The following is a 26,112-nucleotide window of genomic DNA, read 5'->3' as shown; positions in this document are numbered from 1 at the left end:
ACTGATGGCCTGGTCACAAGCCGATCGACCGTACCGATTGAACACGCCGTTGGGTAAGGACGTGCTGTTGCTGCGCGAGTGGCGTGGAGAGGAGTCCCTCTCCACGCTGTTCCGCTACACCGTCACGGCGATGAGCACGCGCAGCGACATCTCGGCCAAGGAGCTGTTGCTCAAGAAGGTCTCGTTGTTGTTGCGTTTGCCCGACGGCACCGATCGCACCGTGCACGGTGTGGTCAGCCGCCTTCGTCGCGGCGGCAAGGCACCCGTTGGCCTGGTCGCGTACGAACTCGAGATCCGTCCGCCCCAATGGGTGCTCGATCTCGACGAAGGCTTCGAGATTTTTCAGAACAAGTCGGCGCGTGACATCGTGAATGCCCTCATGACGGGGGTGAGCACGGCGTGGAAGCTGACGCGCACGGTCGACGAACGTCCGGCCACCTTCCGCTATCGGGAGAGCCGGTGGAACTGTGCCGCGCGCCTCATGGAGCAGGAAGGCGTGTGGTTCCGCTTCGATCATACGGGGGGCGACGCGCAGCTGGTCTGGAGCGACAGCGTCGCGTCGGCCAAGCCAGCATGGGGCGTCACCAAGCTGGCGTTCATCGAGGCGGCGGATGATACGTCGCGCCTGACCGGCCTGGGGGTCGACGCCACGCCGTTCGTCTCCAAGACGCACCTGCGCACGGCCAGTGAGTTTCTGGCCATGAAGAGCGTGCACGACACCACCGCGTCGAATGGCGACTTCACGCCGCCTAGCTCGATGTCAGCCTATCTGTTCGACCAGCAGATCGCGGCGCATCACGCACCGGCGGCGGCGCCGAACAAGGTGCCGTACGACGCGAAGGTGTACTCGAAGCTCCGTCAGGAGCTCGCCGAGGTCACCGCCGAGGTATATCACGGCACCAGCACCTACGTCGGTCTCGAACCCGGTGCCAAGTCGGACGTGGTGAACCTGTCGAACGCCAGTTTGAATGCGTCGCTCTTCATCACAAAGGTCGTGCACCGCGGCAGCAACGGCGATTATTTCGCCAACGAGTCCGCCAAGTTCGAGTACGACAACGAGTTCGAAGCCATTCCGGCGGCCACGCCGTATCGCCCGGCGCGCACCACGCCGTGGCCGCACATCGGCGGGTCGCACACCGCGGTCGTCGTGGGTCCCGATGGCGATGAGATCTATACCGACGAGTGGGGCCGCGTGCAGGTGGTCTTCAAGTGGGATGAAGACCACAAACTCGACCTCAAACACTCCTGCTGGGTGCGCGTGGCCACGTCGTCGGCGGGCCAGCAATTCGGTACGGTGTTTCTGCCGCGCATCGGGCATGAAGTGATCGTCGAGTTCCTCGACGGCAATCCCGACAATCCGATCATCACCGGAAGCCTGTACAACAGCGCCAACAAGCATCCATGGTCGCTGCCCGGCGAGAAGAACTCGAGCGGCATCCGTACCAAGTCCACCCTCAAAGGCGGAGCCGACGATTACAACGAACTGCGCTTCGACGACTCGAAGGGTGCGGAGCTGATCTACAAGCAGGCGCAGATGGATCTCGAAACGCTCGTGAAGAATGACGAGCGCCGGAAGGTCGAGCACGACCGAACGACGGAGATCAAGAACAACGAGGAGAAGACGGTCAAGGAAGGCTGGGAGAGAACCACGATCGAGAAGGGTGAGCAGTTCATCACGGTGGCCGACAACAACCGGACGCTGCACGTCGAGAAGGAGCACACCGTCACGGTGAATGGCGGCGAAACGATCACCGTGATCAAAGATCGCAAAATCACGGTGAAGCAGAATCAGATCCACGAGATCACGGAAGACAACAACGTCAAGGTCGACGGCAAGCAGGATACCACGATCAAGCAAGACGATACCACGACCGTTACCGATGGCAATTCCGTACTCAAGGTCAGCATGGGTGACATCTCCGCTGCCGCGCAAATGGGTGACATCACCATCAAAGCGAGTCTCGGTGCGATCACGCTGGAAGCGATGAAGAAGATCGAGCTGAAGGTCGGCGGCAGCTCGATCGTGATTGATATGAAGGGCGTGACTATCACGGGACCCATGGTCACCCTCAAGGGCAACGCCATGGCGAAGGTCGAGGCGGCCATCGTGCAGGTTGACGCAAAAGGCGTGGCGATGATCAAGGGCGCCGTCACCATGATCAACTGATCGGAGTCCATGTGAACATGCCCGCTTCAATCGCCCCCGACCCGCTGGCGTCGCTGACGCCGCCCATGCGATGGCTCATCGAGCGCGCTGCGCCCGACGAGCCCGCCCTCGCGATGCTCAATCCGCAGCACACGCTCGAGCAGCTCTACGCCACCTGGGTGGGCGCCGACCAAGTCGTCTCTGCAATCCGGCTGATCGCGGCCATCCTCCCCAATCGCGAGAGTATCTGGTGGGCCTGGGTTTCGGCCCGCTACGCGACGCAGATGGAAGGGGGTACGGCACCGTCGGCCAATGCGCACGCCACTCTGGCCGCGGTCGAACAGTGGATTGTACGCCCCGACGACGCGGCACGTCGCGCCGCGTTCGAAGCCGGTGAAAAATCCGGGCTCGATTCACCCATCGGACTGGTCGCCACCGCGGTGTTCCTGAGCGGCACCACGATTGCCCCGCCGTCGGTACCGGCGGTGCCGCCGCCGCCCGGTGTTGCCATGCCGCTCGTGGCCGGAGCGATCCTGCTGGCTGCGGTGTCGAACAGCAAGTCCGACCTGATCCCACCCACGTTCGTATCGTTCGCCGCGCAGGGGCTTGAGATCGTGAAGCGACTCGGCGGGTGGGATACCGCCCTCCAGCTTGCGCACGATACGCATCGTCGGCAGCAGGCCGAATACGAACAGGCCATCAACGCACCGGCACCGAGGTAATCGACCATGGGAATGCCAGCGGCTCGCATTACCGATATGCATCTCTGCCCGATGGTGACGCCGGGTGTCCCGCCCATTCCGCACGTGGGAGGCCCCATCGTGAAGCCGGGATGTCCCACCGTGCTGATCGCCATGTTGCCGAGCGCCACCGCCACCAGCATGTGTGTATGCGTGGGCCCACCGGACATGGTCGCCAAGGGCTCAGCCACGGTGTTGCTCGGCAAGCTTCCCGCCGCGCGCTTGGGCGATAACACCGCACACGGCGGTGCAATCATTCTTGGCGCGCCGACGGTACTGATCGGCGGCTGACGAGCCCTGGGCGGATCACCGCCCGAACGGCTGCTCCAGGCTCGGCGACTGCGGCGTAAACAGCTCGGCGCCGTTCTCCGTGATCACCATGTCGTCTTCCAGCCGGATGCCGAACTCGCCCGGGATGTAGATGCCTGGTTCGTCCGAGAACACCATGCCGGGGCGCAGTGGCAGCGTATTGCCACGCACGAGATACGGCCACTCGTGCCCGTCCATGCCCATGCCGTGACCCACACGGTGGCTGAAGTACGTGTAGTCCGGGCCGAAGCCGGCATCGACGATCACCTTGCGCGCCGCCGCATCCACCGCTTCGCAGGGCACCCCCGGCTTCGCCGCCGCCAGCGCCGCACTCTGCGCGCGATGCTCGATCTCGAACACGTCTTTCATGCGCTGCGTTGCCTTGCCGAGCACGAACGTGCGTGAAATGTCAGACGAGTAGCCTTCCACCTTGCAGCCGCCGTCGATGAGCAGAATGCTCCCCTCACGCACCACCTGCGGCGTGGCACTGCCGTGCGGTAGCGCCGAGTATTTGCCGACCTGCACGCCCGCTGACCCCGAGTAGCCCAACTGTTGGTGGGCGAGCTGGACCAGCTGCGCGAAGTCGTCCTGGGTCATGCCTTCTTTCAGCGACTTGTACGCCGCTTCATACGCGGCCAGCGTCACGGCACTGGCGTGACGCATGAGCGCGAGTTCATGCGCATCCTTGACGATGCGACAGCCGGCGGTGATCGGGGTTCCACTCACCACCGTTACGCCGGGCACATGCGCGGCCCCATCGGCAAATACGAAACGCACCGTTTCCTCGGCGGCAATCGTCGCCGTCGAGAGGCCGCGGGACGCGAGCCCTTTTCGCAGCAGCTCGTACGGATTCTCGTGCTCCTCCCAAGCCATCACCTCGGCGTCGCGCCCGAGCGGCCCCAGATGCGCCTGCTCCATCGCCCGCTCTTCTTCGAACTTGGGCGTGATCAGGAAGGCCGCGCCGCGCACGGGAATCACGGCGGCCAGGAGTCGCTCACTGAGTCCCCAGCGGATACCGGTGAAGTACTCCATGCTCGTACCGCCGGTCAGCATAAGCGCGGCGACTCCTTGGTCGCGCATGAGCTGCCGCGCCTTCTCGAGCCGTCCCTGACGTTCCGACACCGAGATCGGCACTACGCCGTCACGCATCGGACGCAACGCGCGTATGGCGGGCGGCAGCGCCGTCGGCGGCTGTGTCACGACGGGCGACTCGAGTGCCTCGACCGCGGCCGGCCCCGACACGAGAGCGCCGGCCATGATGGCCGCTGTGGAACCGAGAAAACCACGACGCGTCGACATGCCGTACCTCGATGTAGAGATGGTGTGAAGTCCACTTATCTTTATACCGCTGGTGCGATGCAACGTCGAGTCCAGCAGCCCCACCGCCTTTCAAGGCGGACACCTCCACCCGTGTCCGCACCGCTTTTCATCTCGTGAGGATTCCGTGTTCCTTCCCATCCTTCGGCGCGCTGCGCTGGCAGGACGGCGCGGCACCGCAGCCATGTTCGGGCTCGCGCTGTCGATTGCTACTGCCTCTCCGCTCGCTGCCCAAGCTACTGGTACCATCGTCGGTCGCGTAGTCGACGGCGACAACGGCCAGCCCGTTGCCGCGGCGCAGGTCACTGTCGCCGGTACGCAGTTCGGACGCTCCACCGGCGACGACGGCCGTTTCACACTCGCCAACATCCCGTCGGGTGCTGCCACCATCACGGTGCGTCGCATCGGCTATCAGTTGCAGTCGCGCCCGATCACGCTTGCTGCGGGTGCGACCGTCACCATCGACTTCACGCTGGTGAAGAGCAGTGTCTCCCTTGCCGGCGTCGTCGTCACCGCGACTGGTGAAGAGCGCAAGAAGGAAGTCGGCAACGCGATCACCACCGTGAGCAGCGCCGACTTCGAGCGCGGCGCCGTGGCGAACACGCAGCAGATCCTGCAGGGTCGTACCACTGGCGTCACCATTCAGGCGAATGGCGGCGGTCCGGGCGCTGGCGGCAACATCCGTTTGCGCGGCGTGAACTCGGTGACGCAGGGAAACCGTCCGCTGATCTACGTCGACGGTATCCGCATCTTCAACGGCAACTCGCCGACCGGCGTGTCGTCGCGCCAGTCCGTGTCACCGCTCAACGACATCGCCGCTGCCGACATCGAGCGCATCGAAGTCGTGAAGGGTCCTGCCGCGACCACGCTCTACGGCACTGAAGCATCGGGTGGCGTCATTCAGATTTTCACCAAGCGCGGTCGTGAAGGCCCCGCCGTGTGGACGCTCGAGGCCAGCGCCGGCATCAACAGCATGGGCGATTTCGGACCGCGCTCCGACCCGACGCGCATGTTCCTCCGTGAGTGCCGCGGCGCCAACGTGGTCGACGGACTCGGTGTCGCCTTCGAAGACGCCACCTGCCCCGAAAGCGGTTCGTGGCTGCAGAACGGCTACCTGGGTCGCTACTCGCTCGGTGTGCGTGGCTCGGGCAGTGGCATCAACTACGCGATCTCCGGCAATCTGGAGAACGAGTCGGGTGTGTTCCGCGTCGGCAGCAACAAGACGGGTGGTCTGCGCGCAAACCTCGGCTTCGCACCGTCGAAGACCGTCACGCTGGCGCTCAACACCTCCTGGCAGCGCCGCAATACCGCGATGCTCTCGGAAGGCAATAGCGCTGATGCCTTCCTGCTGAACGTGTCGCGTGGTCCCGGCTCGAACTTCAAGGGTACCGGCTGCAGCACGACGACGATTACGTGCGTCATCAACGACACGATCTTTTCGAAGGCCAACACGATCGGCGGCGATCACTTCATCACTGGCGGCACCGCCACATGGACGCCGACGGCGAACGTCACCAACCGCCTGTCGATCGGCATCGACTACAACAACAACGATCTTCGTACGATCAATCCGTTCGGATATCCGCGCACGCCGACCGGTCAGTATTTCCAGACGCTCTGGAACCGTCAGCTCATGACGGTCGACCTCGCGAGCACGTGGAAGCAGACCTACAGCAAGAACTTCTCGGGCACGTCATCGGTGGGCGGTCAGCTGTTCGACAGCCGCATCAATTCGACGGATCTGCAGGGCGACAACTTCGCTGGTCCGGGCCTCCCGACGCTGATCTCGGCGTCGCTCCGTCAGATTACTGATGTGAACCAGCAGCGCGTCATCAATGCCGGCTTCTTCGCGCAGCAGATGATTGGCTGGCGCGATCGCCTGTTCGTCACGGCGGGCGCTCGCGTCGACGGCAACTCGGCGTTCGGTACGGGCTTCGGACTCCAGACGTACCCGAAGCTCAGCATGTCGTACGTGCTGTCGGACGAATCGTTCTGGCCGTCGAACCTCATCGAAACGTTCAAGTTCCGCGCCGCCGTCGGCGAAGCCGGCAAGGCGCCCGGTGCGTTCGATGCCTCGCGGACCTGGAACCCGATCGCCGCCGAAGGCGGTCTCTCCGGCTTCACACCGGGTCAGCTCGGCAATCCAAACTTGGGCCCCGAGCGCACGCGCGAAAGCGAAGTGGGCTTCGACGCGGGCTTCTGGGGCGGTCGACTCGGTGCGGTGTTCACCTACTTCAACGCGAAGACCTCCGACGCCATCATCAACGTCGCGTATCCGCCGTCGCAGGGCTTTTCGACAAACCAGCCCGAGAACGTCGGAACGATCAAGAACAACGGTATCGAAGCGCAGCTCACCGCGTCGTTCGAGCCCACGAGCTGGTCCCGCCTGGAGACGCGCCTGCAGTACACGCGCGTGAAGGGTGAAGCCGTCGACCTCGGCGGCCGCGTCATCACGATCGACGCGCTGTCGCGCAGCTACGTGCAGGAAGGTCTGCCGCTGCCGTCGTACGTGGGCCTCAAGGTCCGCAATCCGAACGAGTTCGGTGCCGCGATCGTCGACACCAATCAGTTCCTCGGACAGACGTTCCCCGATCAGATCATCAACCCGTCGATCACGCTCACGCTGTTCAAGAATCTCACCATCGATGCGGTCGGTGAGTTCCAGAAGGGTGGTCACCTGCTCAACGGCACCGGATTCCAGAACTCCGGCCTTGGCATCTGGCAGCCGTGCTTCGCCGCCCAGAAGGCGCTCCGCGCCGCGGCCGCCGGCGATGCGTCGGCCTTGGCCGGCGTGAACGCGAAGGATCGCATGCGCTGCTCAATCGTGGCCGCGCAGCGCGACTACAGCTACTGGGTGGAGAGCGCCGACTTCTTCAAGCTGCGCAGCGTGTCCGCTTCGTACGACGTGCCGAAGCGCTTCACGCCCGGTGCGCGCAACATGACGGTGTCGCTCGCCGGACGGAATCTGTTCGTGAACACCAAGTACACCGGCTCCGACCCCGAAACGGCCGACCAGCGCACCAGCACCTTCTCGCGCCGCGACTACTACAACTTCTCGACGTATCGCACGTTCTTGTTCAGCGTGAGGACGAGCTTCTGATGCCCACTATGACTGCACTCTCTCCGATGGCCCGCCGTGCCGTACCGGCCGTGTCAATCGCGCTCGCCGCGCTGCTCGGTGGTTGCGACCTGAAGGTCACCAACCCCGGTCCGCTCCTCGACTCCGATCTCAACAACGCCAGCGCCGTCCCGGCACTCGTGAACGGCATGGGTGGCGATCTCTCGAACGCCATCGGTAACTATCTCACTCGCGGCTCACTCGCGGGCCTCGAGTTGCGCCACTCCGGCAACTTTGCCGCCGAGCGGAAGTTCGCCGCTGGCGACATTGCGCCGGAAGACGTGAACGGCGATTGGGCGCGTATGCACACCGCTCGCTACGTCGCGGAAGTGGGACTCGAGCGCATGAAGACCGTGCTCGGCACCGCCTTCGAAACGAACGCCAACACGCCGCGCGCGTACCTGTATGCCGGCTTCGCCAATCGGTTCCTTGGCGAGAACGTGTGCAACGCCGTGTTCGATGGCGGACCCGCGCTGCCCAGCAGCACGCACTTCGTGCGCGCCGAAAGTCTCTTCACGCGTGCGCTCACGATCGCCCGTGCGTTGAACAACACGGCGCTCACCAACGCGGCGCTCGCCGGTCGCGCGCAGGTCTATGCGAATCAGGGCAAGTGGACGGAAGCGGCAGCCGACGCGGCGCTGGTTCCGGTGTCGTTCCGCCACAACGCGGTGTTCTCCGTGAACACCACGCGCGAGAACATGGACCTCGCCACGCAGACCATCTCACGCCGTGAAGTCACGGTGTGGAATACCGTCTGGGTTGCCGATCGCGATCCGCGCGTGCTGTACGACACCGTGAAGACGGGCACGACGATCACGAAAGGTCAGGACGGCACCACCAACTTCTTCCGCCAGCGGAAGTACATCACGCTTGGCGATCCGGTGGCGCTGGCCAAGGGCACCGAGATGTTGCTCATTCGTGCCGAGGCGGCACTCCGGGCCAACGACCTCACGAATGCGATGCTGTTCATCAATCAGGGTCGCGCCGCGGCATCACTCACACCGCTCGCCGCCACCACGGTCACCGAAGCGTACACGCATCTGATGCGTGAGCGCGGTGCCGTGCTCTGGCTTGAAGGTCGTCGTCTGTTCGACCTGCGTCGTTGGCTGGCCGAGGGTCGGAATACGTCGCTGCAGGGACGCAGCACCTGCATCCCGATCAGCCTCGAAGAGCGTGGCGCGAATCCGAACGTCAGCGGCGCGCAGTAAGGCACCGAACATCGCACCAACCTTAGGAAGGCGGGGGAGCGGCCGATGCCGCTCCCCCGCCTTCGTCATGGCCGGGTCGCTTTCCACGTACGACTGCGCGTTGAATCCGTCGACAAACACCAGATCGGCGCAGCTCAGAAAGGGTGCTTCGTCGAACTGTTTGCTGTCGCCGTACAGCTGCTGCACGCGGTCGGCGTGGGGCGTCCCGGAGTACAGGAACTCCTCGAACGCCGATTCACTCAGCGAGAATTTGGTGTCCTCAGCAGTGTCATTTGGCCCTTTGACGTATTCAATTTGCTGTGATGGCGCTCGTCGGGCCGAAGGGACCAAGCAGCCCTTGCTGCTTCCGGCGCGCCCGGTCGGCATGCAGCCGAACGGTCAGCAACACGCACACGACGCCGCACAGCGCGGCAACGATCCAGGCGGTCATTCGATTGGGCAAAGAGGGGAATTCTTGGCAGGACAGCGCGCCGACAATCGGCGCGTTCTATTGTCGGAGGCCCCGTGACATCCCGCCAGAGTCGTCGGTGATGTTTAACACGCGTTCGCACGTCTTCCCTGCTCCTGCCTCCCGCTCCCGACCCATGCGTCGTGCATTGCATTTGTTGTCCGCGTTGGCACTCGTTACCGCTCCGCTGCATGCGCAGGGTGAACGCGGCGTTCCGTCCAGCGGCACGTTGGTCATCACCAACAAGACACCCGCCACCGCGACCATTATCGATGTGGCGAGCGCCCGCGTACTTGCCACCTTGCCCACGCAGCCGGGCCCGCACGAAGTCGTAATGTCGCGCGACGGGCGCGTTGCCGTGGTGTCCGACTATGGCGCGCAAACCGGCGGCAACACGCTCACGGTCATCGACGTGCCAGCGCTGCGCGTGGCGCGCACCATCACCCTCGGCGAGTACCGTCGACCACACGGGCTCGTGCTGCTCCCCGGCGACTCGCTAGTGGCCGTCACGTCGGAGACCAACAAGCAGCTCCTCATCGTACGCATCGCGACTGGTGACATCGTGCAGGCGATCGCCACGCAGCAGAACGGGTCGCACATGGTTGGCGTCACCGCGAGCGGCACCCGTGCGTGGACCGGAAACATCGGCAGCAATTCGATCTCCGAACTCGATCTCGTGAAGGGCATCGCGCTGCGCAACATCATGGTGCCTGCGCAGCCCGAGGCGATCAACGTGACGCCCGATGGACGCGAGGTCTGGGTGGGCAGCAACGCGACCGGGGTGCTCAGCGTGGTCGATGCCGCCAGCGGGAAGGTATCAACCGCAGCCGAGGGCTTTGGCTGGCCTTATCGCGTGCTCTTCTCGCCGGACAATGCGCTGGTCCTGGTGCCCGATCTCAAGAAGGAAGAGCTACGCTTCGTGGATCGCCGCACGCGCCGGGAACTCGGGCGCCTCGCCCTTCCCGGCATGGGACCGCAGGGCATCATCTTCACGCCCGATGGTACGCACGCGTTCCTGTCGTTGAGTACTGGTGCAAAGATCGCCGTCATCGACGTGGCGGCCCGTCGTGTCGAAAGTGAAATTGCCGCCGGTGACACGCCCGACGGTGTCGCGTATACAACCCGCGTGGTCGATGCGTTGCCGGCCGGATTTCGCGGCGCCTTCGCCGACGCCGACGGTCGTGCGCGCACCATCGTGTTTTGGTATCAGTGCGTGGGCGCCATCGCGCGCCTGCGCGCTGAGGGTGGGTTCGGACCGTCAGCGACCGCGCCACGCCTTATTTACTGCGAGCGCACACGCGACGGCCTTCCGGTCGGTGGCGTGTACGACATCGACCCCGCCTTCCGCACCGTGCAGCGATTCAGCGCCGTGCGACTCGACGGCGCGCGCGAGCGATACACCGGCACGATCGACACCGCTCGTGTTGCACTCGAAGCCAAGCTGGTCAACGACGTCACACGCGAGATCACGCCGGCATTCGCGAAACTCCAGCGGCCGTTCTCGGTCGTACCGGTGCCGCGGAGCGATGGTACGCTCGAAGCATGGGCGATTCCTCGCGCCACGAAGGCTCGCATGTTCGTGACCGGGGGTGAGCTGGCCTTCGCGCGCCTCACCGACGGCACAATACGTCGCACAGTGGATCACACCGCCACCTGGACACAGCTACCGTTACCCATCGACGGCGAACTCGAAATCCCGAGCGCCGCGCTCGACGTGCCTGCCGTCGCGGATCTGTTCACCGCGCACTATCATGGCGCACTCGGTCGTGACGTCACCGTGCACACCGCGACCATGGTGAGCCGGCTGCTCTCGGGTGTCGATCCCGCTACCGGCGCCCGGGCCGTGTGGCAACATGCCGTGAAAGCAGCGGCACGCTGACGCACATGACGGGGCGCGTGGTGCGATTCGCAGACTGATTGAGCGACGCCGGCCGGTGGGTCTCCCGTGACATCCGGGTGCTATACTCTCTAGTACCGGTTGCGTCGGCAGCCGTGCGCGACGCCGTCCCGAGCCTGCCGTATGAACGACGCGATGATTGTCTATAGCATCAACCTGATCATTGGCGCCATTCTGGCCGGTGTGATGGGACGATATTGGCGGCTCGGCGCGCGCGCTGGAGCGTTGCGTTATTGGATCGTGGCGGCCTGGACACTCACGGCCGCCGATCTGCTCTTCGTGCTACGCGCCGCGTATCCCGACGTCGTCGTCCGCATGCTGCCGACGCTGATGGTCACCGTCGGTCACCTGGTGCTGATCTTCGCCGCGCAGCGCACCGCGGAGCGCCCGACTACCACGCGCATCGCCGTTCTCATCTTCGCGCTGCATACGATCTTCTTGTTTGGCTTCATGGTCGCGCCGCAGTTCTCAGATTGGCGATCGGTCGGCAACACGATTCTCTGGGCAGCGCTCGCGTTTCAGGCGGCCTGGGTGCTGTCACGACCAATCGGCGCGCATCGTTCCGTGATGCAGATCCCAGCGGTGGTCCTGGCAGCGCACGGCGTGTTTCAAGCGGTGCGACTCGTGCTTGCCACGCGATCAGCCGCACGCCCGGGCGAAGGCCTTGGCCCACTCGTGCAGCTGATGGGTGACCTTGAAGTCAGCCTCTTCATGGTCGCGCTGTTCGTGAGCGTACTGGCCGCCTTTCTCGAGCAGAGCAATCGCGAGCTGCGCGCCGCGATGGACGATGTCGTCCAACTGTCGTCCATGCTTCCGCTGTGCGCCTGGTGTAAGAACGTCCGCAACGACGACGGCTACTGGCAGCGCATCGAGACGTATCTCACCACGCATCGCGTGAACGTCACGCACGGGATTTGTGAAGACTGCGCGGCGGAGCATGGCGCGACCCCGCCGCCGGCAGCGCCCGCCACGCCGTAGCGTTACTCGTATTGCCCCTTGGCCGCCGTGCCGTCGAACGGCTTCGGCATGGCCACATCAGCTGGCGGCTGCACTTCCCGTAGTCCGACGGTGGTAAACGGGCGCGAGGTATCGGTGAGCACGCATTCACGGAACCACTGCATCGGGGGTTTCGTCTCGTCGACGGTGAGATGTTGCACGGCCTTGATGCGGATCGGTGATCCCTTGAGGCCGCAGTCGAACGTCAAAATGCGATTCTTGTGCACGGGTGGGACTTTCGGCGCGCTCGGGCGCAAAATCGCCGGCTTGTCTTCAACCGTCACACACATGATGCCGCCGTTCTTCTTGAGATAGGCGCGCACCACGTTGGCTTTGTCCTTCGGTTCGCTCTCACGCTCGAAGGTGTCCTTCGGGATCCGGTTGCCATGCCTGTCGTACAGGCGGCAGGGCACGTCGTCGTTGTACAACTGCTGTCGGACACAGTCGAACGCCCACGCGTAGCGCATCACCCACGAGACGAACGTGACGCTGTTCGGATTGCGCTGATACTGGTCGCCCACGTACCGCCACCAGGTGCCGAGATTCTTCTCGATCATGGTGATCGTCTCTTTCCACTCGAGGCGCGGCATCTCCACGAACGAGCCGAATGTGCTCGGCTTGTAGTGCAGCTTGAATTCCACGGCGAGCTTGTTGCCGAAGTTTTCGGCCGGGCCATCCCGGATCGTCGGGGTGGCGCTTTCGAGAATCCAATGGCCCATGTCGCTACGCTCCTGCAGGGTGTCGCGTGGTAATTCAGATCGGGAGGTGCGGCGAACATACGGCGACTGGGCCGACCGCGCGACGTCTCTCAGCCCGCTCGGCGCCCGGATGCGGCGTGCACATAACGCAAATCGGCGCCCGAGCTAAGCCCGGACGCCGATGTTCACATGTACGGTTTTCCAGTGGCTAGGGAGGGAATCGAACCCCCGACACGCGGATTTTCAGTCCGCTGCTCTACCAACTGAGCTACCTAGCCGTACCACCAACAGACCTGCAGGCTAACGGACCCGGGGGTCATTCCGCAAGCGCTGTCGCCCCCTCGGGCTGCGCGCCGCCCTCGCCTACTGTCGCTTCCAATCCGTAGGCCCGCAGCTTTCGCCAGAGCGTCGTCCGCCCCATCCCCAAGAGCTCCGCAGCCCGCGCCAGCACACCGTGCGTCTCGGCCAGCGCCGCCACGATCGCCGTCCGCTCGTCCCCCTCGCTGCGCCCACGGTATCGGGCCGACCCCGCCCCCGTCGCGGCCTCATCGCCGCCGCCGACGCGTACCTCTGGCGGCAGATGCTGCGCCTCGATCCGGCCGAAGTCGGCGTGGATCGCCGCCGCCTCGATCACGGCGAACAGCTGTCGCACGTTCCCCGGCCACGCGAACTGGCGCAGTAACCGCATGGCGAACGGCGAGCACGACAGCCCATCACGAGCCACACCGCGCGCACGCAGCTCCCGCAGCGCATGCAACGTGAGCAGCGGAATGTCGCCGCGCCGTTCACGGAGGGGCGGCAGCGTGAGCGGAAACACCGCGAGCCGGTACAGCAGGTCTTCGCGAAAACGGCCGCGTGCGACCAGCGTTTTCAAATCGGCATGCGTGGCCGCCACCACCCGCGCCTGCACTTTGACCGGTTTGCTCGTGCCCACCCGCGTCACTTCGCGTTCCTGCAGCACGCGCAGCAATCGCTGCTGCATCGCCGCGCTGATCTCGCCGATCTCGTCGAGAAACAACGTGCCCTGCCCCGCCGCCTCGAACAGCCCTTCGCGATCACGCAGCGCGCCGGTGAACGCCCCCTTCACATGACCGAACAGTTCGCTCTCCAGCACCCCTTCGCTCAGCGCCGCGCAGTTCACCGCCAGAAACGGCTCGCCGTTGCGCGTAGACAGATCGTGCACGGCGCGCGCCGCGCGCTCCTTGCCGGTGCCGGTCTCGCCCTGAATCAGCACCGTCGTATCGGTGGGGGCCACGCGACGCAAACTGGCGAAGAACGGCGCCATACTCGGCGCGCGGCCCACGATGCCGCCCGGATTCGCCGTCCCGTGCAACGCCGACTCCGGACGCCGCTCCAGCAGCTCGGCCACGCGTGCCACCAACACATCGGGTTCCACCGGCTTCGTCAGAAAGTCATCGGCGCCGAGATGCAGCGCGCGCACCGCGCTCTCCACGGTGCCCACACCGCTGATCATCATGATCGGCACCCGCTCTCCCCACACGCGCAGCGCCTCGACCACACCCAGTCCGTCGAGGCCCGGCATACGCACGTCGAGCAGCACGAGATCCATCGGCGCGGCGCTCTCATGCGCCGTGCGCAAGGCGGCCACCGCCGCACTGCCGTCCTCGGCGACTTGCACGGCATGGCCCTCGGCACGCAGCAGCGCCGCAGTGGACAAACGAAACGCGCGATCGTCATCGACCACGAGAATGCGGGCAGTGTTCATCGGAGTATCCTCATGCTGTCGCCATCGCGGGCGCCGCTTGCAGTGGGAGACGCACGCGAAACGTCGTGCCGCGTGGCGCGGAGCGCGTCGCCTCCGTCTGCGACGTCACCTCCAGCTGTCCGCCGGCCGCGCGTACCAGTCCTTCCGCGATGAACAGCCCCAGCCCGACGCCGCGCATCTCGCGCTTCGTCGTGAAGAACGGGTCGAAGATGCGCGGCAACACGTCCGCCGCGATGCCCGGTCCGTTGTCGCGCACCGCAATGACCAGATGCTCGTGCTCCCGCTCCAGGTCGAGTCGCACGACGCCGTCGCGCTGACCGTCCATCGCCTCGCGCGCATTCTGCACGAGATTGTGCAGCACCTGCTTCAGCACATCGGCGTCGATCGTGACCGTGGTCGACGCGGCGTGCGCACACGATGATTCCCCCGAGTCACCGCGCACCGTGGGCGGGTGCTCCGCGGTACCGGCCGTGAGGAGTGCCACCATCTGCTGCATCACACGCGCGGCATCGCAGACATTCGCGGTCTCACCAGCCGTGTCGCGACTCGCGCGCGGACGATTCAGATCGAGCATCTGCTCGGCCAACTCGTGCATGCGCAACAGTTCATCCACGGCCAGATCCGCGAATTCCCGCGCTTCCTCATCGTGAGCAACCCGACGGCGGATCAGCTCGAGACAGTTGCGCAGACTGGCGACGGGATTGCGAATCTCGTGCGCCAGCTGCACCACCAGACGACCCGTCGCCGCGAGTCGCTCACGCTGGACGAGATCACTCTGCAGTGCCGTGAGCCGCGCATTGCGATCGGCGAGGGCGTCGTTGGCGGCGGCGAGGGCCCGCAGTCGATCGGCGAGCGTGTCACGCATGGAGGAAAAGGCCGTCTCCACACGCGCCACTTCGCGCACGATGAACGTGGAGCGCGTGGCGAGCGTGAGCGGCGCATCGAAGTCACCACGCGCGAGGGCGTCGGCCGCGCGCGCCACCGCCGTGACCGGCCGGGCAATGCGGGTGGCAAGCAACACACCAACCACCAGCGCCGCTAGCAGCGCCGCGAGTGCGCTCACCAACGCGATACGCCGCAGTTCGGGCAAAACCGCCAATTCCTCGTCGAGATTGCGCACCAGGAGCACGACGCCGGCATCGCGCTGCCTGACGGCGATGACCAGCAGGTGGGCACCGCCCACGCGCACGTCACGCACCGAATCGGCAGCAGACACAATGCCCGACGCGGCACGCCAACCTTTCACCAGCGCCGCCGTGACGACCGGATCGAGCGTCGACACCATGGCGCTGGGTGATGACAACCCCGCCGCCGACGTCATGCCAACACCGGCAACCGGCGCCGTATCCACGAGAATCACATCGGTCCGCGTCAGTCCCGCGAGCGCCGCCGCGTGTTCGTCGTCCAGCGGGGAGCTGACGCCAACGGCACCCACCCATCGGCCGCCGTACTCCACCGGTGCTAGCGCCACGTCATGCAACTGCACGCCCTCGCGCACGGTGGCCACCGGCATTTCGCCCGCGCGTGTGCGCGCCGCCAACGGTTCCAGCAACGATGCCGATGTCGTACCGATCCAGACACCGCCGTTCGGACCGATCACGACCGGATCACCGCCGAGCGCCGATCGGGCGGCGTCCGTGAGTCGTTGCACAGCCTCGCGATCGCCGGCAGCGAGTGCCACACTCAGCGCGCTCACGTGCGCGAAATCCTTGGCGTGCATCATCATCGCATCGCTGCTGCTCGCCGCGCGATCCGCCACGAGGCGCGGCGTCATGGCGAGATCGGTCCGCGCACGCGACTCCAGCACACCCGCCAGACGACGATCGAGCACGAGCGCGGCTGGGACCACTCCACCGACGAGCGCCAGCACGATGGTGCCGAGCAGCGCACGATGCAGGGAGATGGCACGAGGTACAGGAGTGGTCACGTCTCGCGAGATGAGAGAAGCGGGGTGGTCCATCACATAGCCATGAGCGTGCCGGTTGGTTCACTCGGCGCGCTCATCCGCGATCATCGGCGTTAGCGCGCCGCCAATCCCTGATAGCCCTGCGGGAATCCCGTCACCGTCGCGATCGGCGTCAGCGACCCGTTCGACGCGATGCGGAACGCGCTCACCGTGTTGGCGCCGCCGTTGCGCACGTACAGGAACTGTCCGTTCTGGCTGATGGCTTCGTCGGCCGGGCTGGTGCCCGCACCGGTCTGTGCCGACACGCCGTCGGCATCGAGCAACGTCAGCGCGCCCTGCGCCGACACCGCATAGGCCGACACCGTGCTGCTGCCGGTGTTGGCGAGGTAGGCGTACTTGCCGTCCGGCGTGATCGCGGTCCAGCACGACGCGTTTTCGCTGTTCAGCACCGTACCACTAACCAGATCGAGCGCCGCCGTGCCGCGACCATCCGCGCGATACGATGACGCGGCGCTGGCGCCGGCCGCACCGCCGAACGCCTCGGAAACGACCAGGATGTTGCGAAGCCCGAAGGCGAAGCCGAAGGGCGTCTGCCCGGACGACGCGATCACGTGCGGCTCACTGGCCAGGCCATCGCGGTCGACCGCGTACGACACCACGCGATTCGTGCCCTTCTCGGTGACCACCAGCGTGTTGCCGTCGGTCGAGAAGCTCACTTGGGCCGGCGCCGGCGCGTCGCTGCTGAGCGGGCGGGTGGAGCCGGCGATCGGCGACAGGCCCGTGTTCCGGTCTACGCGGAAGCCCGCGATGTTGCCCGCCCCACCCGCATTCAGCACGTACACGAGTCCATGATCGGCCGTCACGCTGATCGGCGTGGAGCCACCCGACGCGATCGTGTTGAGAAGTGTCAGACTGGTCCCGTTTACCGAGAACGCCGACAGCTCACCCGATCCGGCGTTCACCGCCAGCAGCAGCTGACCGTCGGCCGAGAGCGTCACAGACCCCTGCGAACCCAGCCCACCGCCGGTGCCCTCGCCGCCGGTCGCGTAGCTGCCGGCCGCCGACAGGGTGCCGTCGGTGGCGCGGGAGAACGCCAGAATGGCATTGCCGCTCACCGCATTGGTGGACGTGAACACCGCGCCGTTCGCCGGCGTGCCGCTACGGTTGAAGGCCGGATTGATCGGTTCGGCCGTCCCGTTCTGCTCAGGCGACGAACAGGCACCGAGCGCGGCGGCGGCCGCGACGAGCACGGTGGTAATGGTCGTGCGGAAGGGACGGATGGCGAGAGGATGCATGACGAGGTCTCCGGAAGCAGACGTGAAACGCGGCCCGTATGGCCGACGCCTCCCCTGCTTGCCAAACCGGGACCGCTCGCGGCCGGTCAACGAAAAAGCTCCGTAAGAGGCTCAGAATGAGCGACTTACGGAGCATCGTCTGTTGTCCCGAGCGGTGCGGCCACGCGTTCATGGAACGCGTTTCACGACCCATGAACCACGCCGATGAAACGTTTCATCGGTCGCGCCTAGCCGGTCACTTCAAGGCGTACGCTGTAAGCGTACGCCGTACTCCTACTTCACCCGGCCCACACTCGACACATGCGCGTTCACGGCGTGGTTTGCCCGCACCCCGAAAACCCCGTCGGGACGCACCGTCGCGCGTGGCAGCCGCACCGCCTCGGCCCCATTCACCGAGAACGCTACGTCGCTCGCCGAGACCGCCACCCGCAGCACGTTCTTCGCTGCGTCCTTTCCCGACTGTTTCGCGATCGCCGCCAGGGGGGTCCAGTCGGACAGCGTGACCGTCTTCTCTCCCTGGCGCTGCTTCACCAAGAACTTGCCGTCGTTGCGCAGCAGGAAATACGTGTACGACTGCGCCGCGTTGGCCAGCGCCGAACCGCCCACGAAGACGCCATAGCCTTCCATGTCCCGACCGTTCGTGGGAAACAGGAAGATCGTGCTCTCCACCGTATACGCTCCCGACGCCGCACTGTCGGGATGCCACAGAATCGCCGCCGGCCCCGTCGTGAGATGGAAACCCGGCGTCATCTGCGCGAACGCGATCGTGTCGACGTCGCCCGCCATTTTGTGGCCACCCGCATCGTTTCTCACCTGCCACCCGATCGGTCGCTTCCCTTCGTTGCCGCCGGTCTTGTGTTCCTGCGCCAGGACGGTCAACGGGAACGCGATCGACGCGCATAACGCCACGCCCACCGCGATGGAAAGTGCCGATACCCGGGATGCGCGACTCGTCATGTGAAACTCCAGTGTGGACGGTAGTACTCCCTACTCCGTACCTCTTACTCCTTACTCGGCTTTCGTCGCCGTCGCCGTGATGATGCTCTTGAGACCACCACGCACGTTGAAATCACCCACCACCGTCATCGAGTGCGGATTGCATGCCGCGACCAGATCGTCGAGGATGCGGTTCACCGCGCGCTCGTAGAAGATGCCGTCGTTGCGGAAGCTCCAGAAGTACAGCTTCAGGCTCTTCAGCTCGAGACACACCTCGGCCGGCTGGTACGTGATGCGGATCGTCGCGAAGTCGGGAGCGCCGCCTTCGAGTAACTTCAACTCGGCGGCATCCGTCTCGATGCCGCCAAGGGGACAGAGCGACGTGAACTCCGTCGTCTCCATGAAAATTTCGTACTTGCGATCCCCGTAGGGATTCGGAAACGTCTCCAGCAGTTCAGGCTTGGGCATGTCCGAATGTAATGCGAGAACTCCGACCGGTCAGGTGAGGTCGCGAAGACGTTTCGACCATTCGTCCAGCAGCAGTCGCTCGGCCTGCGTCAAACTCGACATTCCTTCGGCCGCAATCTTGTCCAACACGGCATCCAGCGCGGTGCTCGGTTGCGGCGCCACTGCCGTCTGGCCGGGACGCGGCGCCGGACGTGGTTCCGGACGCGGTTCGGGACGTACGCGCGACACGGCCGCCTTGCTTTGCGCCACGATATCGTCGACTTCCCGCTCGCGCGGACGCGAGGACTTCGGAACGGCGCGCGGCGTGTCATCGCCGTAATCCGGCGCCGACGCGATGCGATTGCGGAAACGACCCAGACTGCCGGCGCCCGGCGCGCGGAGATACACCCACCCCGCCAACATGCCGCCGATGTGCGCCGCGTACGCGGTACCGCCGATGCTGCCGGAAGCAACCACGGCCATCGTGATGTTGATCAGCGCCATGAACACCACCAACCACTTCACCTTCATCGGCACCACGCCGAAGAAGAGCACTTCGTCGTCGGGCCAGCGCGAGGCATACGCCACCGCGATGCCAAGAATCGCCGCCGACGCGCCCACCAGCGTGCCGCCGTTGCGCTGGAACATGTAGTGAAAAGCCCAGCCGCCGATGCCGCACCAGAGGTAGTACCACACGAAGGTGCTGCTACCCCAGGCGCGCTCCACGCGCGGGCCGAACAACCACAGCGTCCACATGTTCAGCAGCAGATGCATGATGCCGCCGTGCACGAACATGTACGTGCCGATCGTCCACAACGAACGCGACGCGAGATCACCGGCCGAATACCCAAACCAGTTCGCCATGTTCGCATCGCCGACCAACGTGGCCTGCACGAAATACACGCCGACGCACAACCCGATCAGCCAGTAGACGGCCGACGGGTTACGGGGTTGATCAAAATCATCGTACGTGACGTAGGCCATGACAGGACGCGAAAAGACGCGGGAAGAGCTACGGGAACAAGGGGTTCAGAGCCGTAGCCGATCCCGGTTCGTGAGCGCCAGTTGCACGATGCGCTCACAGAGATCGGGAAACAAGACACCGGCGGCGGCCGCCGCCTGTGGGATGAGACTGGTCGGCGTCATCCCGGGCAACGTGTTGGCCTCAAGACACCACGGCTGCCCGTGGGGATCCAACCGGAAGTCGATTCGGGCGTATCCACCCAGTTTCAGCGCCGCGAACGCACGGCGCGACTGATCCGCCAGCTTGGACTCGATCTCCGGAGACAGTTCGGCCACGAACTCCTTGGCCATCCCCGGCGTGTATTTGCACTCGTAGTCGTACAGCTCCTTCACCGGCACGATCTCGATCGTCGGCAGCACCACGTCGCCGAGAATGCCTACGGTGAGCTCCTGCCCCGGTACGAACCGCTCGACCATGACCTCGTCGTCGTACTTGAAGGCCTCCGTCACGGCGGCTGCCAGCTCACCCGGCTCGCGCACGATCGACAGGCCCACCGTACTGCCCTGCTTGGATGGCTTCACCACCACCGGCCAATCCAGATGACGTCCGACTTCCTCGGCGTCCATCACGCCATCCGCCGGCGCCATCATCCAATTGGCGGTGGCCACACCGGCCGCCCGCAGTACGACCTTCGTGAGGTGCTTGTCCATGGCCAGCGCGCTCGCCAGGTGACCGCTGCCGGTATACGGCACGCCTACGAGGTCGAGGAGAGCCTGCACCGTGCCGTCTTCGCCCTTACCACCGTGCAGCGCCAGGAACACGCACTCGGCATCGGTGATCTCGGGCATGGTGCCGAGTGCCGGCGAGAGGGACTGCGAAGACAGCCCGGCCAGCGCATCGAGCGACGGCGGGGCGCTACCCACTCCAGCGGCCAGGAGCGCGCGCTCGGTTTCCCGCGTCAACACGCCTTCGGCGGGGTCGAGACAGATCACGTCATGTCCCTTCGCACGGAGCGCGACCGCGATGCGCAGCCCCGACGACAACGACACTTCACGTTCGGCAGAGACGCCGCCCAGCAACACGGTGATTCGCATGCTCAAAGCTACATCCGAATCGGCTCGCGTCGTCAGTCTGCGTCGTCGGTGCTCAGGGCGAACTCGATCGCACGGCTGAGCGTCGCTTCATCGGGAATCCGGGCCCATTCCTGCAACACGATCACGTGGTCGAACGGATCGAGCGTCACGTGTCGTCCGCTCTGCGGTGCCATGACGTCCACGGCAATCCACGCCTGCCACAGCGTGAGTCCCTGCTTGTTGATGACGACCCCGTGGGCATCCTCCCACGTGGAGGGACGCGGATCGGCAAACAGGGCAGCGAGCCGGCCGCGACTGAAGTCACGTAGCGGGGCACCGAGCGCGTCCGTAAACCGGTCGAGTACGTTGATCATGGAGGGAATGACAGGACCGACACTGGCCGGGCAGCTCATCGGCGAGCCATCGCGTTCCGCATCGTGTAGGGGAGACGTGGCAGCTGGGACGAAGTAACGGACCAGTCACGACATGCTCCCCACACGAGACGCATCGGCTACCGGTGCATCAGGTGTTCGAGCACGTCGAAGCGCGTCACGATGCCCTGCACCACGCCGTCCTTCTTCATCAACACGGCGCGATTGCTCTTCGACAACAGCTTCGCCACGCTCTCCACCGGCTGGTCGCTCTCGACCACGGGGAACGGCTGATCCATCACGTCACTCACCGACTGATCGAGCACCTTCGGATCGGCCAGCGACTTCGACGTGAGCTGTGATTCCGCGACGCTGCCGATACACACGGCGCCATCCATCACCGGCACCTGCGACACGTTGTGCAGCGCCATCAGGCGAATGGCCTGACGCACCGAAGCCCCCGGTGCCACGCTCACGATGGCCGGCGCGCTCGCGTCCTTGTTGCCGAGCACCGCCGCGATGGTCGTGGGTGACACGTCGAGCATCTGATTCTCGCGCATCCATTCGTCGTTGAACACCTTGCTGAGATAGCGCTCGCCGGTGTCGCAGAGGAACGTGACGACGCACGCGTCGGGATCATCGAGACGACGTGCCACATTCATGGCAGCGTGCGCGATCATACCGGCGGACCCACCCACGAAGATGCCTTCTTCGCGCGTGAGACGTCGCGCCATGCCGAAGGCATCCTTGTCGCTGACCGAGATGAACTCGTCGATGACACTCATGTCGAGCGTGAGTGGGATGCAGTCCTGGCCCACGCCTTCCACCTTGTACGGCGCGCCCGTGGGATGTCCCTCGCCCTTGCTGCGCCACAACTCCGCCAGCACGGATCCCATGGGATCGGCGGCGATGATCTTGATGTTCGGGTTCTTGCTCTTGAGATAGCGCGCCACGCCCGTGATCGTACCACCCGTACCGGCACCGGCCACGAAGTGCGTGATGCGACCGTCCGTCTGCTCCCAGATTTCGGGGCCCGTCGTCGCCATGTGCGCCGCCGGATTGGCCGGGTTCTCGAACTGACCGGCCAGCACCGCCCCCGGCGTCTCACTCACGATGCGCTTGGCCATCATCACATAGTTCTGCGGATGATCGTGCGGCACCGCCGTCGGGGTGATGATCACTTCGGCACCGAACGCTTTCAGCAGTCGGACTTTTTCCTGCGACATCTTGTCGGGCATCGTGAAAATGCAGCGATAGCCCTTGAGCGCCGCGGCAATGGCCAGACCGACCCCGGTATTGCCGCTCGTCGCCTCGACGATCGTGCCGCCGGGCTTGAGGGTGCCGGCGCGCTCATGCGACTCGATCATCGGCATGCCGACGCGGTCCTTCACGCTGCCGCCCGGATTGAAGAAGTCGGCCTTACCGTAGAGGGGAGTCCGGATGCCGCGCGCGACGCGAGCCAGCCGGATCATCGGCGTCCAGCCGATGGTTTCCAGGACGCTGCCGTAGGGGCGGCGATGCCGGATGTGTTCTTCTTGCACAGCCGCGTCGGCCGGAGCCGCGTCGGACGTGTGGGGAGTCGCCAGGGTGGTGGACATGGCAGGAGTCGTCACAGGGAGTCCCCGGGGAGCTTTGGCCCCTCGGGATGTCGGAAGTGCACGGGGAAAATCAACGACACGGGAATCGGGGTGCCACGCAGGCGGGCGGCGCGGAACCTCAGTCGGGACACGCCGGCCAACGCCGCCTGATCAAGCTCGGGGTGACCTGACGGCTCGATGATCCGGGTACTATCGGGTACGACGAGACCATCTGACGTTACAAACAGCCGAAGCAGCACGTTGCCCTGTATTTTCCGTTCATACAGTGACACCGGATACCGGAATGGCACGTCGGCATTCAACATCTGGGGACGCTCGTCCGGCATCGCGCGAAACCAGTCCACACTTCCCGGTCGTGCCGATCGTCCTCGCTCGGTACAGCTGAGCAGGCCGAGGGTGAACAGGACGGGGAGCAGCACTGGTCGATTACCACCCGATCTCATGCTGGAATGTACACCCGCTTCGCGCACTCGGCCGCATTGTCCGTCCTCCATCAAACCGTCGTCGACATGCTCTCGTTTCGCGCCCTCTCCGATCGTCCAGCTTCCGCGCGCACCACGCGCCTCGGCTCGCTGTTCACGCTGACCAGCAGCGCGCTGCTGCTGTTGAGCGCCTGCTCGGGAGACAAGAGTACGGGCCCCGGACCGGTCGCTGCCGCGATCAGGGCGCAGGCCGGCAACGCGCAGACCGGCGCGGTTGGCGCCGCGCTGACGGTGCCGCTCGCCGTCGTCGTGACCGACAAGGACGGCAAGACGATCTCGGGGGCACGCGTGGACTGGGATGTGGGGGCCGGATCAGGCACCGCCTCACCCGCGCGCTCCACTGCCGACTCGCGTGGCGTCGCGACCACCGTCTGGACGCTTGGTACGACCTCCGGCACCGCGCGCCTCACCGCGCAGGTGAACGGCGTCACGCCGGTGGTGTTCACGGCCACGGTCATCGTCGGACCGGCCGCGCTGCTCGTGGCGTCACCGGAAGTCGCGTATCTCAACATCAGCGACACCGTGCGTGTGCGCGGGTCCCTGCGCGACCAGTACGGCAACACCATCGTCGGCCAGTCGATCAACTACAGCACACTCGATCCCACGCTGGCGTCGGTGACGTCCACGGGACTCGTCACCGCGGTGGCCGTCGGTACCGCGCGAGTCGTGGCCGAGGCCTCGGGCAAAGCCGATACCGTACCGGTCACCATCACCGCGTCAGGCGCCAGCGTGTGCGGACCGGTCACGGCACGCGTGCTGGCACTCGGCGAAGTGTATATCCCGCCCGCCGGCGCCTCGAGCGTCGCGGCGTGCCTCACATCACCGGCGGCAATCAACGGCGAGTACGCGCTCACGCTGGTCTCGACGGCCACCTCGTTCGGCACGTCGTCACCGGTGGATCTGATCGCGATCGGTAGCACCGGTCCCACCATCGCCGCACTCACCGCGGACGCGAACCCGTTCGCGCCGGCATCGGCGCTCGCACCCTCCGTGTCGACATCACTCGACGCACTCGATGCGGCCAGCACGGCGCTGTCGCCTGTTCGTGCCGCTGAACTGGCGCGACGCGAGACCGAACGCCGTGAACTGACGCCGCTGGTGAACGATGCGCGTGACTGGATGGCGTCACGCACGACGGGGGTGCGCACGGCCTTCGCCGTGACCGCTGCCGATGCGAAGGTGGGCGACGTGCTGCGCTTGAACGTGAATGCGAACGTGGCCTGCTCCAGCGCCGACGTGAAGTCGGGACGCGTAGCCGCCGTTGGCGCCAAGTCGATCATCGTGAGCGACACCGAGAATCCCACCGGCGGCTATACCGACACGGAGTATGCGGCGATCGCCGCCACGTTCGATACACTGGTGTTTCCGATGGATACCACGGCGTTCGGAGCGCCCACGAACATCAGCGGCTACGGCAAGATCATCCTGTTGTACACCCGCGCCGTGAATGCCCTCACGCCCGCGAACGCGGGCTACACGATCGGCGGCTTCTTCTTCGCGCGCGACCTGTATCCCAAGACGGCGAAGAACGGCCTCGCCGCCTGCGCCTCGTCGAATGAAGCCGAGATGTTCTACCTGCTGGCGCCCGATCCCAACGGCGTGGTGAATGCGAACAAGCGCACCAAAGATGAAGTCACGCTGCTCAATCTCACGACCATCGCGCACGAGTTTCAGCACCTGATCAATGCGTCGCGCCGCCTGTACGTGAACACGGGTGCGCGGCCCAATGAGGAGACCTGGCTCGACGAGGGGCTATCGCACGTGGCGGAAGAACTGCTGTACTTCCGCATCACCAACGTCACGTCTCGGCAGAATCTCACGCTGACCGATGTGGCCGGAAACGCCACGCGTTCGGATCAGTTCCGTAACTACGCCTCGCAGAATTTCTCTCGCTTCTACAGCTATTTGATCGCGCCCGAGGTGAACTCGCCGTACGCGCCCAACGACTCGTTGGCCACACGCGGCGCCATCTGGAATTTTCTGCGCTACGCGGCTGGCCGTCAGGGCGTGAGCGGAGAAGCGTCGTTCCTGCGGTCGCTCGTGAACTCGAACACCACCGGCGTGGCCAATCTGCAGAACGTGCTGTCGGGCAGTCAGTTCGCCGACTATCTGCGCGACTGGTCGGTGTCGCTGATCGCCGATGATTTCTCGGTGGCGACGACAGCGGCCCTGCCCGCGAGCTACATCATGCCGTCGTGGAATTTCCGCAGCATCTACCCGGGGCTTCGCTTCTCCGGGGGCAGCGCGCTCGGGGTGTATCCCATCGCGACGCGGTCGCTGCTCTCCGGCTCTCCGCAGCGTGTCTTGCTGGCCGGTGGCACCAGCTCTTTCGTGCGCTTCGGTATTCCCGCCGGTCGCAGCGCCGCCATCACCCTGTCGTCGAACGGCGCGTTGCCGCCCAGCACGCTCAGGTACGCGCTGGTGCGACTGCGCTGAG

The 26,112-nt window shown here is 65.2% G+C and carries 21 protein-coding genes and 1 tRNA gene; 8 read left to right on the top strand and 14 right to left on the bottom strand.

Annotated elements, in window-relative coordinates:
- The first annotated feature begins 4 nt into the window (after nucleotides 1–4).
- The 3 genes from HKW67_RS15995 to HKW67_RS15985 are packed head-to-tail and all read left to right on the top strand — an operon-like array spanning nucleotide 5 to nucleotide 3,177.
- Nucleotides 5–2,167 carry a type VI secretion system Vgr family protein gene (locus HKW67_RS15995; RefSeq protein WP_171226339.1) on the top strand — a complete coding sequence of 721 codons (2,163 nt, stop codon included), beginning with the start codon at nucleotides 5–7 and terminating at the stop codon, nucleotides 2,165–2,167.
- 17 nt (nucleotides 2,168–2,184) lie between these two features.
- A complete protein-coding gene (locus HKW67_RS15990; RefSeq protein WP_171226338.1) occupies nucleotides 2,185–2,868 on the top strand; it encodes a DUF6931 family protein in 684 nt (227 codons plus the stop codon).
- A 6-nt stretch (nucleotides 2,869–2,874) separates the two neighbouring features.
- Nucleotides 2,875–3,177, top strand: coding sequence for a PAAR domain-containing protein (locus tag HKW67_RS15985; protein WP_171226337.1), 303 nt, complete (start codon nucleotides 2,875–2,877; stop codon nucleotides 3,175–3,177).
- A gap of 15 nt (nucleotides 3,178–3,192) precedes the next feature.
- Here HKW67_RS15985 and HKW67_RS15980 read toward each other — a convergent pair whose 3' ends face one another.
- Complete coding sequence (locus HKW67_RS15980) at nucleotides 3,193–4,494, bottom strand: M24 family metallopeptidase (RefSeq protein ID WP_171226336.1); 1,302 nt, start codon at nucleotides 4,492–4,494, stop codon at nucleotides 3,193–3,195.
- Nucleotides 4,495–4,639: 145 nt separating this feature from the next.
- Between HKW67_RS15980 and HKW67_RS15975 the strand changes: the two genes are divergently transcribed.
- The gene (locus tag HKW67_RS15975) at nucleotides 4,640–7,612 is read left to right on the top strand and encodes a TonB-dependent receptor domain-containing protein (RefSeq protein WP_171226335.1); all 2,973 of its coding nucleotides are present in this window, start codon (nucleotides 4,640–4,642) and stop codon (nucleotides 7,610–7,612) included.
- On the top strand, nucleotides 7,612–8,838 hold the full coding sequence (locus tag HKW67_RS15970) for a RagB/SusD family nutrient uptake outer membrane protein (protein ID WP_171226334.1): 1,227 nt from the start codon (nucleotides 7,612–7,614) through the stop codon (nucleotides 8,836–8,838). The genes HKW67_RS15975 and HKW67_RS15970 overlap by 1 nt, the downstream gene beginning before the upstream one ends.
- 289 nt (nucleotides 8,839–9,127) lie before the next feature.
- Here the strand turns inward: HKW67_RS15970 and HKW67_RS15965 are convergent, their stop codons facing one another.
- Complete coding sequence (locus HKW67_RS15965; protein ID WP_171226333.1) at nucleotides 9,128–9,268, bottom strand: hypothetical protein; 141 nt, start codon at nucleotides 9,266–9,268, stop codon at nucleotides 9,128–9,130.
- Between the two features lie 154 nt (nucleotides 9,269–9,422).
- Between HKW67_RS15965 and HKW67_RS15960 the strand changes: the two genes are divergently transcribed.
- Both HKW67_RS15960 and HKW67_RS15955 read left to right on the top strand, forming a co-directional pair.
- Nucleotides 9,423–11,165 carry a YncE family protein gene (locus HKW67_RS15960; protein ID WP_171226332.1) on the top strand — a complete coding sequence of 581 codons (1,743 nt, stop codon included), beginning with the start codon at nucleotides 9,423–9,425 and terminating at the stop codon, nucleotides 11,163–11,165.
- A 141-nt stretch (nucleotides 11,166–11,306) separates the two neighbouring features.
- Nucleotides 11,307–12,161, top strand: a complete 855-nt coding sequence (locus HKW67_RS15955) for a hypothetical protein (RefSeq protein WP_171226331.1) — start codon at nucleotides 11,307–11,309, stop codon at nucleotides 12,159–12,161.
- 2 nt (nucleotides 12,162–12,163) lie between these two features.
- Here HKW67_RS15955 and HKW67_RS15950 read toward each other — a convergent pair whose 3' ends face one another.
- From HKW67_RS15950 to HKW67_RS15895, 12 genes are all read right to left on the bottom strand, one after another.
- Complete coding sequence (locus tag HKW67_RS15950; RefSeq protein ID WP_171226330.1) at nucleotides 12,164–12,898, bottom strand: hypothetical protein; 735 nt, start codon at nucleotides 12,896–12,898, stop codon at nucleotides 12,164–12,166.
- Between the two features lie 184 nt (nucleotides 12,899–13,082).
- Nucleotides 13,083–13,155: transfer RNA gene (locus tag HKW67_RS15945), tRNA-Phe, on the bottom strand.
- A 38-nt stretch (nucleotides 13,156–13,193) separates the two neighbouring features.
- On the bottom strand, nucleotides 13,194–14,603 hold the full coding sequence (locus tag HKW67_RS15940) for a sigma-54-dependent transcriptional regulator (protein WP_171226329.1): 1,410 nt from the start codon (nucleotides 14,601–14,603) through the stop codon (nucleotides 13,194–13,196).
- 10 nt (nucleotides 14,604–14,613) lie between these two features.
- Nucleotides 14,614–16,530, bottom strand: coding sequence for a sensor histidine kinase (locus HKW67_RS15935; RefSeq protein WP_171226328.1), 1,917 nt, complete (start codon nucleotides 16,528–16,530; stop codon nucleotides 14,614–14,616).
- 92 nt (nucleotides 16,531–16,622) lie between these two features.
- Entirely contained in the window at nucleotides 16,623–17,804 is a 1,182-nt protein-coding gene (locus tag HKW67_RS15930) for a lactonase family protein (protein ID WP_171226327.1), read from the bottom strand.
- Between the two features lie 273 nt (nucleotides 17,805–18,077).
- Entirely contained in the window at nucleotides 18,078–18,761 is a 684-nt protein-coding gene (locus tag HKW67_RS15925; protein ID WP_171226326.1) for a hypothetical protein, read from the bottom strand.
- Between the two features lie 51 nt (nucleotides 18,762–18,812).
- Entirely contained in the window at nucleotides 18,813–19,208 is a 396-nt protein-coding gene (gene queF, locus HKW67_RS15920) for a preQ(1) synthase (protein WP_171226325.1), read from the bottom strand.
- A 30-nt stretch (nucleotides 19,209–19,238) separates the two neighbouring features.
- Nucleotides 19,239–20,171 carry a rhomboid family intramembrane serine protease gene (locus tag HKW67_RS15915; protein ID WP_171226324.1) on the bottom strand — a complete coding sequence of 311 codons (933 nt, stop codon included), beginning with the start codon at nucleotides 20,169–20,171 and terminating at the stop codon, nucleotides 19,239–19,241.
- Nucleotides 20,172–20,216: 45 nt separating this feature from the next.
- Nucleotides 20,217–21,245, bottom strand: coding sequence for a D-alanine--D-alanine ligase family protein (locus HKW67_RS15910; protein ID WP_171226323.1), 1,029 nt, complete (start codon nucleotides 21,243–21,245; stop codon nucleotides 20,217–20,219).
- Between the two features lie 32 nt (nucleotides 21,246–21,277).
- Complete coding sequence (locus tag HKW67_RS15905) at nucleotides 21,278–21,598, bottom strand: hypothetical protein (RefSeq protein WP_171226322.1); 321 nt, start codon at nucleotides 21,596–21,598, stop codon at nucleotides 21,278–21,280.
- A 137-nt stretch (nucleotides 21,599–21,735) separates the two neighbouring features.
- Nucleotides 21,736–23,193, bottom strand: a complete 1,458-nt coding sequence (locus HKW67_RS15900) for a pyridoxal-phosphate dependent enzyme (protein ID WP_230981035.1) — start codon at nucleotides 23,191–23,193, stop codon at nucleotides 21,736–21,738.
- Nucleotides 23,194–23,204: 11 nt separating this feature from the next.
- A complete protein-coding gene (locus tag HKW67_RS15895; protein ID WP_171226321.1) occupies nucleotides 23,205–23,612 on the bottom strand; it encodes an energy transducer TonB in 408 nt (135 codons plus the stop codon).
- 90 nt (nucleotides 23,613–23,702) lie between these two features.
- Here HKW67_RS15895 and HKW67_RS15890 point away from each other — a divergent pair, with 90 nt between their 5' ends.
- Nucleotides 23,703–26,111: an Ig-like domain-containing protein gene (locus tag HKW67_RS15890; protein ID WP_171226320.1), complete on the top strand. Its 2,409-nt coding sequence runs from the start codon at nucleotides 23,703–23,705 to the stop codon at nucleotides 26,109–26,111.
- Nucleotide 26,112: the final 1 nt, after the last annotated feature.

This window comes from Gemmatimonas groenlandica (assembly GCF_013004105.1).
Classification (GTDB): Bacteria; Gemmatimonadota; Gemmatimonadetes; order Gemmatimonadales; family Gemmatimonadaceae; genus Gemmatimonas; species Gemmatimonas groenlandica.
This window is presented reverse-complemented; position numbering and strand designations above follow the sequence as displayed.

Bases quoted from the DNA above. Each gene is read 5' to 3' on its own strand.
- HKW67_RS15995 (WP_171226339.1), top strand. From the start codon at position 5: ATGGCCTGGTCACAAGCCGATCGACCGTACCGATTGAACACGCCGTTG.
- HKW67_RS15990 (WP_171226338.1), top strand. From the start codon at position 2,185: ATGCCCGCTTCAATCGCCCCCGACCCGCTGGCGTCGCTGACGCCGCCC.
- HKW67_RS15985 (WP_171226337.1), top strand. From the start codon at position 2,875: ATGGGAATGCCAGCGGCTCGCATTACCGATATGCATCTCTGCCCGATG.
- HKW67_RS15980 (WP_171226336.1), bottom strand. From the start codon at position 4,494: ATGTCGACGCGTCGTGGTTTTCTCGGTTCCACAGCGGCCATCATGGCC.
- HKW67_RS15970 (WP_171226334.1), top strand. From the start codon at position 7,612: ATGCCCACTATGACTGCACTCTCTCCGATGGCCCGCCGTGCCGTACCG.
- HKW67_RS15965 (WP_171226333.1), bottom strand. From the start codon at position 9,268: ATGACCGCCTGGATCGTTGCCGCGCTGTGCGGCGTCGTGTGCGTGTTG.
- HKW67_RS15960 (WP_171226332.1), top strand. From the start codon at position 9,423: ATGCGTCGTGCATTGCATTTGTTGTCCGCGTTGGCACTCGTTACCGCT.
- HKW67_RS15955 (WP_171226331.1), top strand. From the start codon at position 11,307: ATGAACGACGCGATGATTGTCTATAGCATCAACCTGATCATTGGCGCC.
- HKW67_RS15950 (WP_171226330.1), bottom strand. From the start codon at position 12,898: ATGGGCCATTGGATTCTCGAAAGCGCCACCCCGACGATCCGGGATGGC.
- HKW67_RS15940 (WP_171226329.1), bottom strand. From the start codon at position 14,603: ATGAACACTGCCCGCATTCTCGTGGTCGATGACGATCGCGCGTTTCGT.
- HKW67_RS15930 (WP_171226327.1), bottom strand. From the start codon at position 17,804: ATGCATCCTCTCGCCATCCGTCCCTTCCGCACGACCATTACCACCGTG.
- HKW67_RS15925 (WP_171226326.1), bottom strand. From the start codon at position 18,761: ATGACGAGTCGCGCATCCCGGGTATCGGCACTTTCCATCGCGGTGGGC.
- queF (WP_171226325.1), bottom strand. From the start codon at position 19,208: ATGCCCAAGCCTGAACTGCTGGAGACGTTTCCGAATCCCTACGGGGAT.
- HKW67_RS15915 (WP_171226324.1), bottom strand. From the start codon at position 20,171: ATGGCCTACGTCACGTACGATGATTTTGATCAACCCCGTAACCCGTCG.
- HKW67_RS15910 (WP_171226323.1), bottom strand. From the start codon at position 21,245: ATGCGAATCACCGTGTTGCTGGGCGGCGTCTCTGCCGAACGTGAAGTG.
- HKW67_RS15905 (WP_171226322.1), bottom strand. From the start codon at position 21,598: ATGATCAACGTACTCGACCGGTTTACGGACGCGCTCGGTGCCCCGCTA.
- HKW67_RS15900 (WP_230981035.1), bottom strand. From the start codon at position 23,193: ATGTCCACCACCCTGGCGACTCCCCACACGTCCGACGCGGCTCCGGCC.
- HKW67_RS15890 (WP_171226320.1), top strand. From the start codon at position 23,703: ATGCTCTCGTTTCGCGCCCTCTCCGATCGTCCAGCTTCCGCGCGCACC.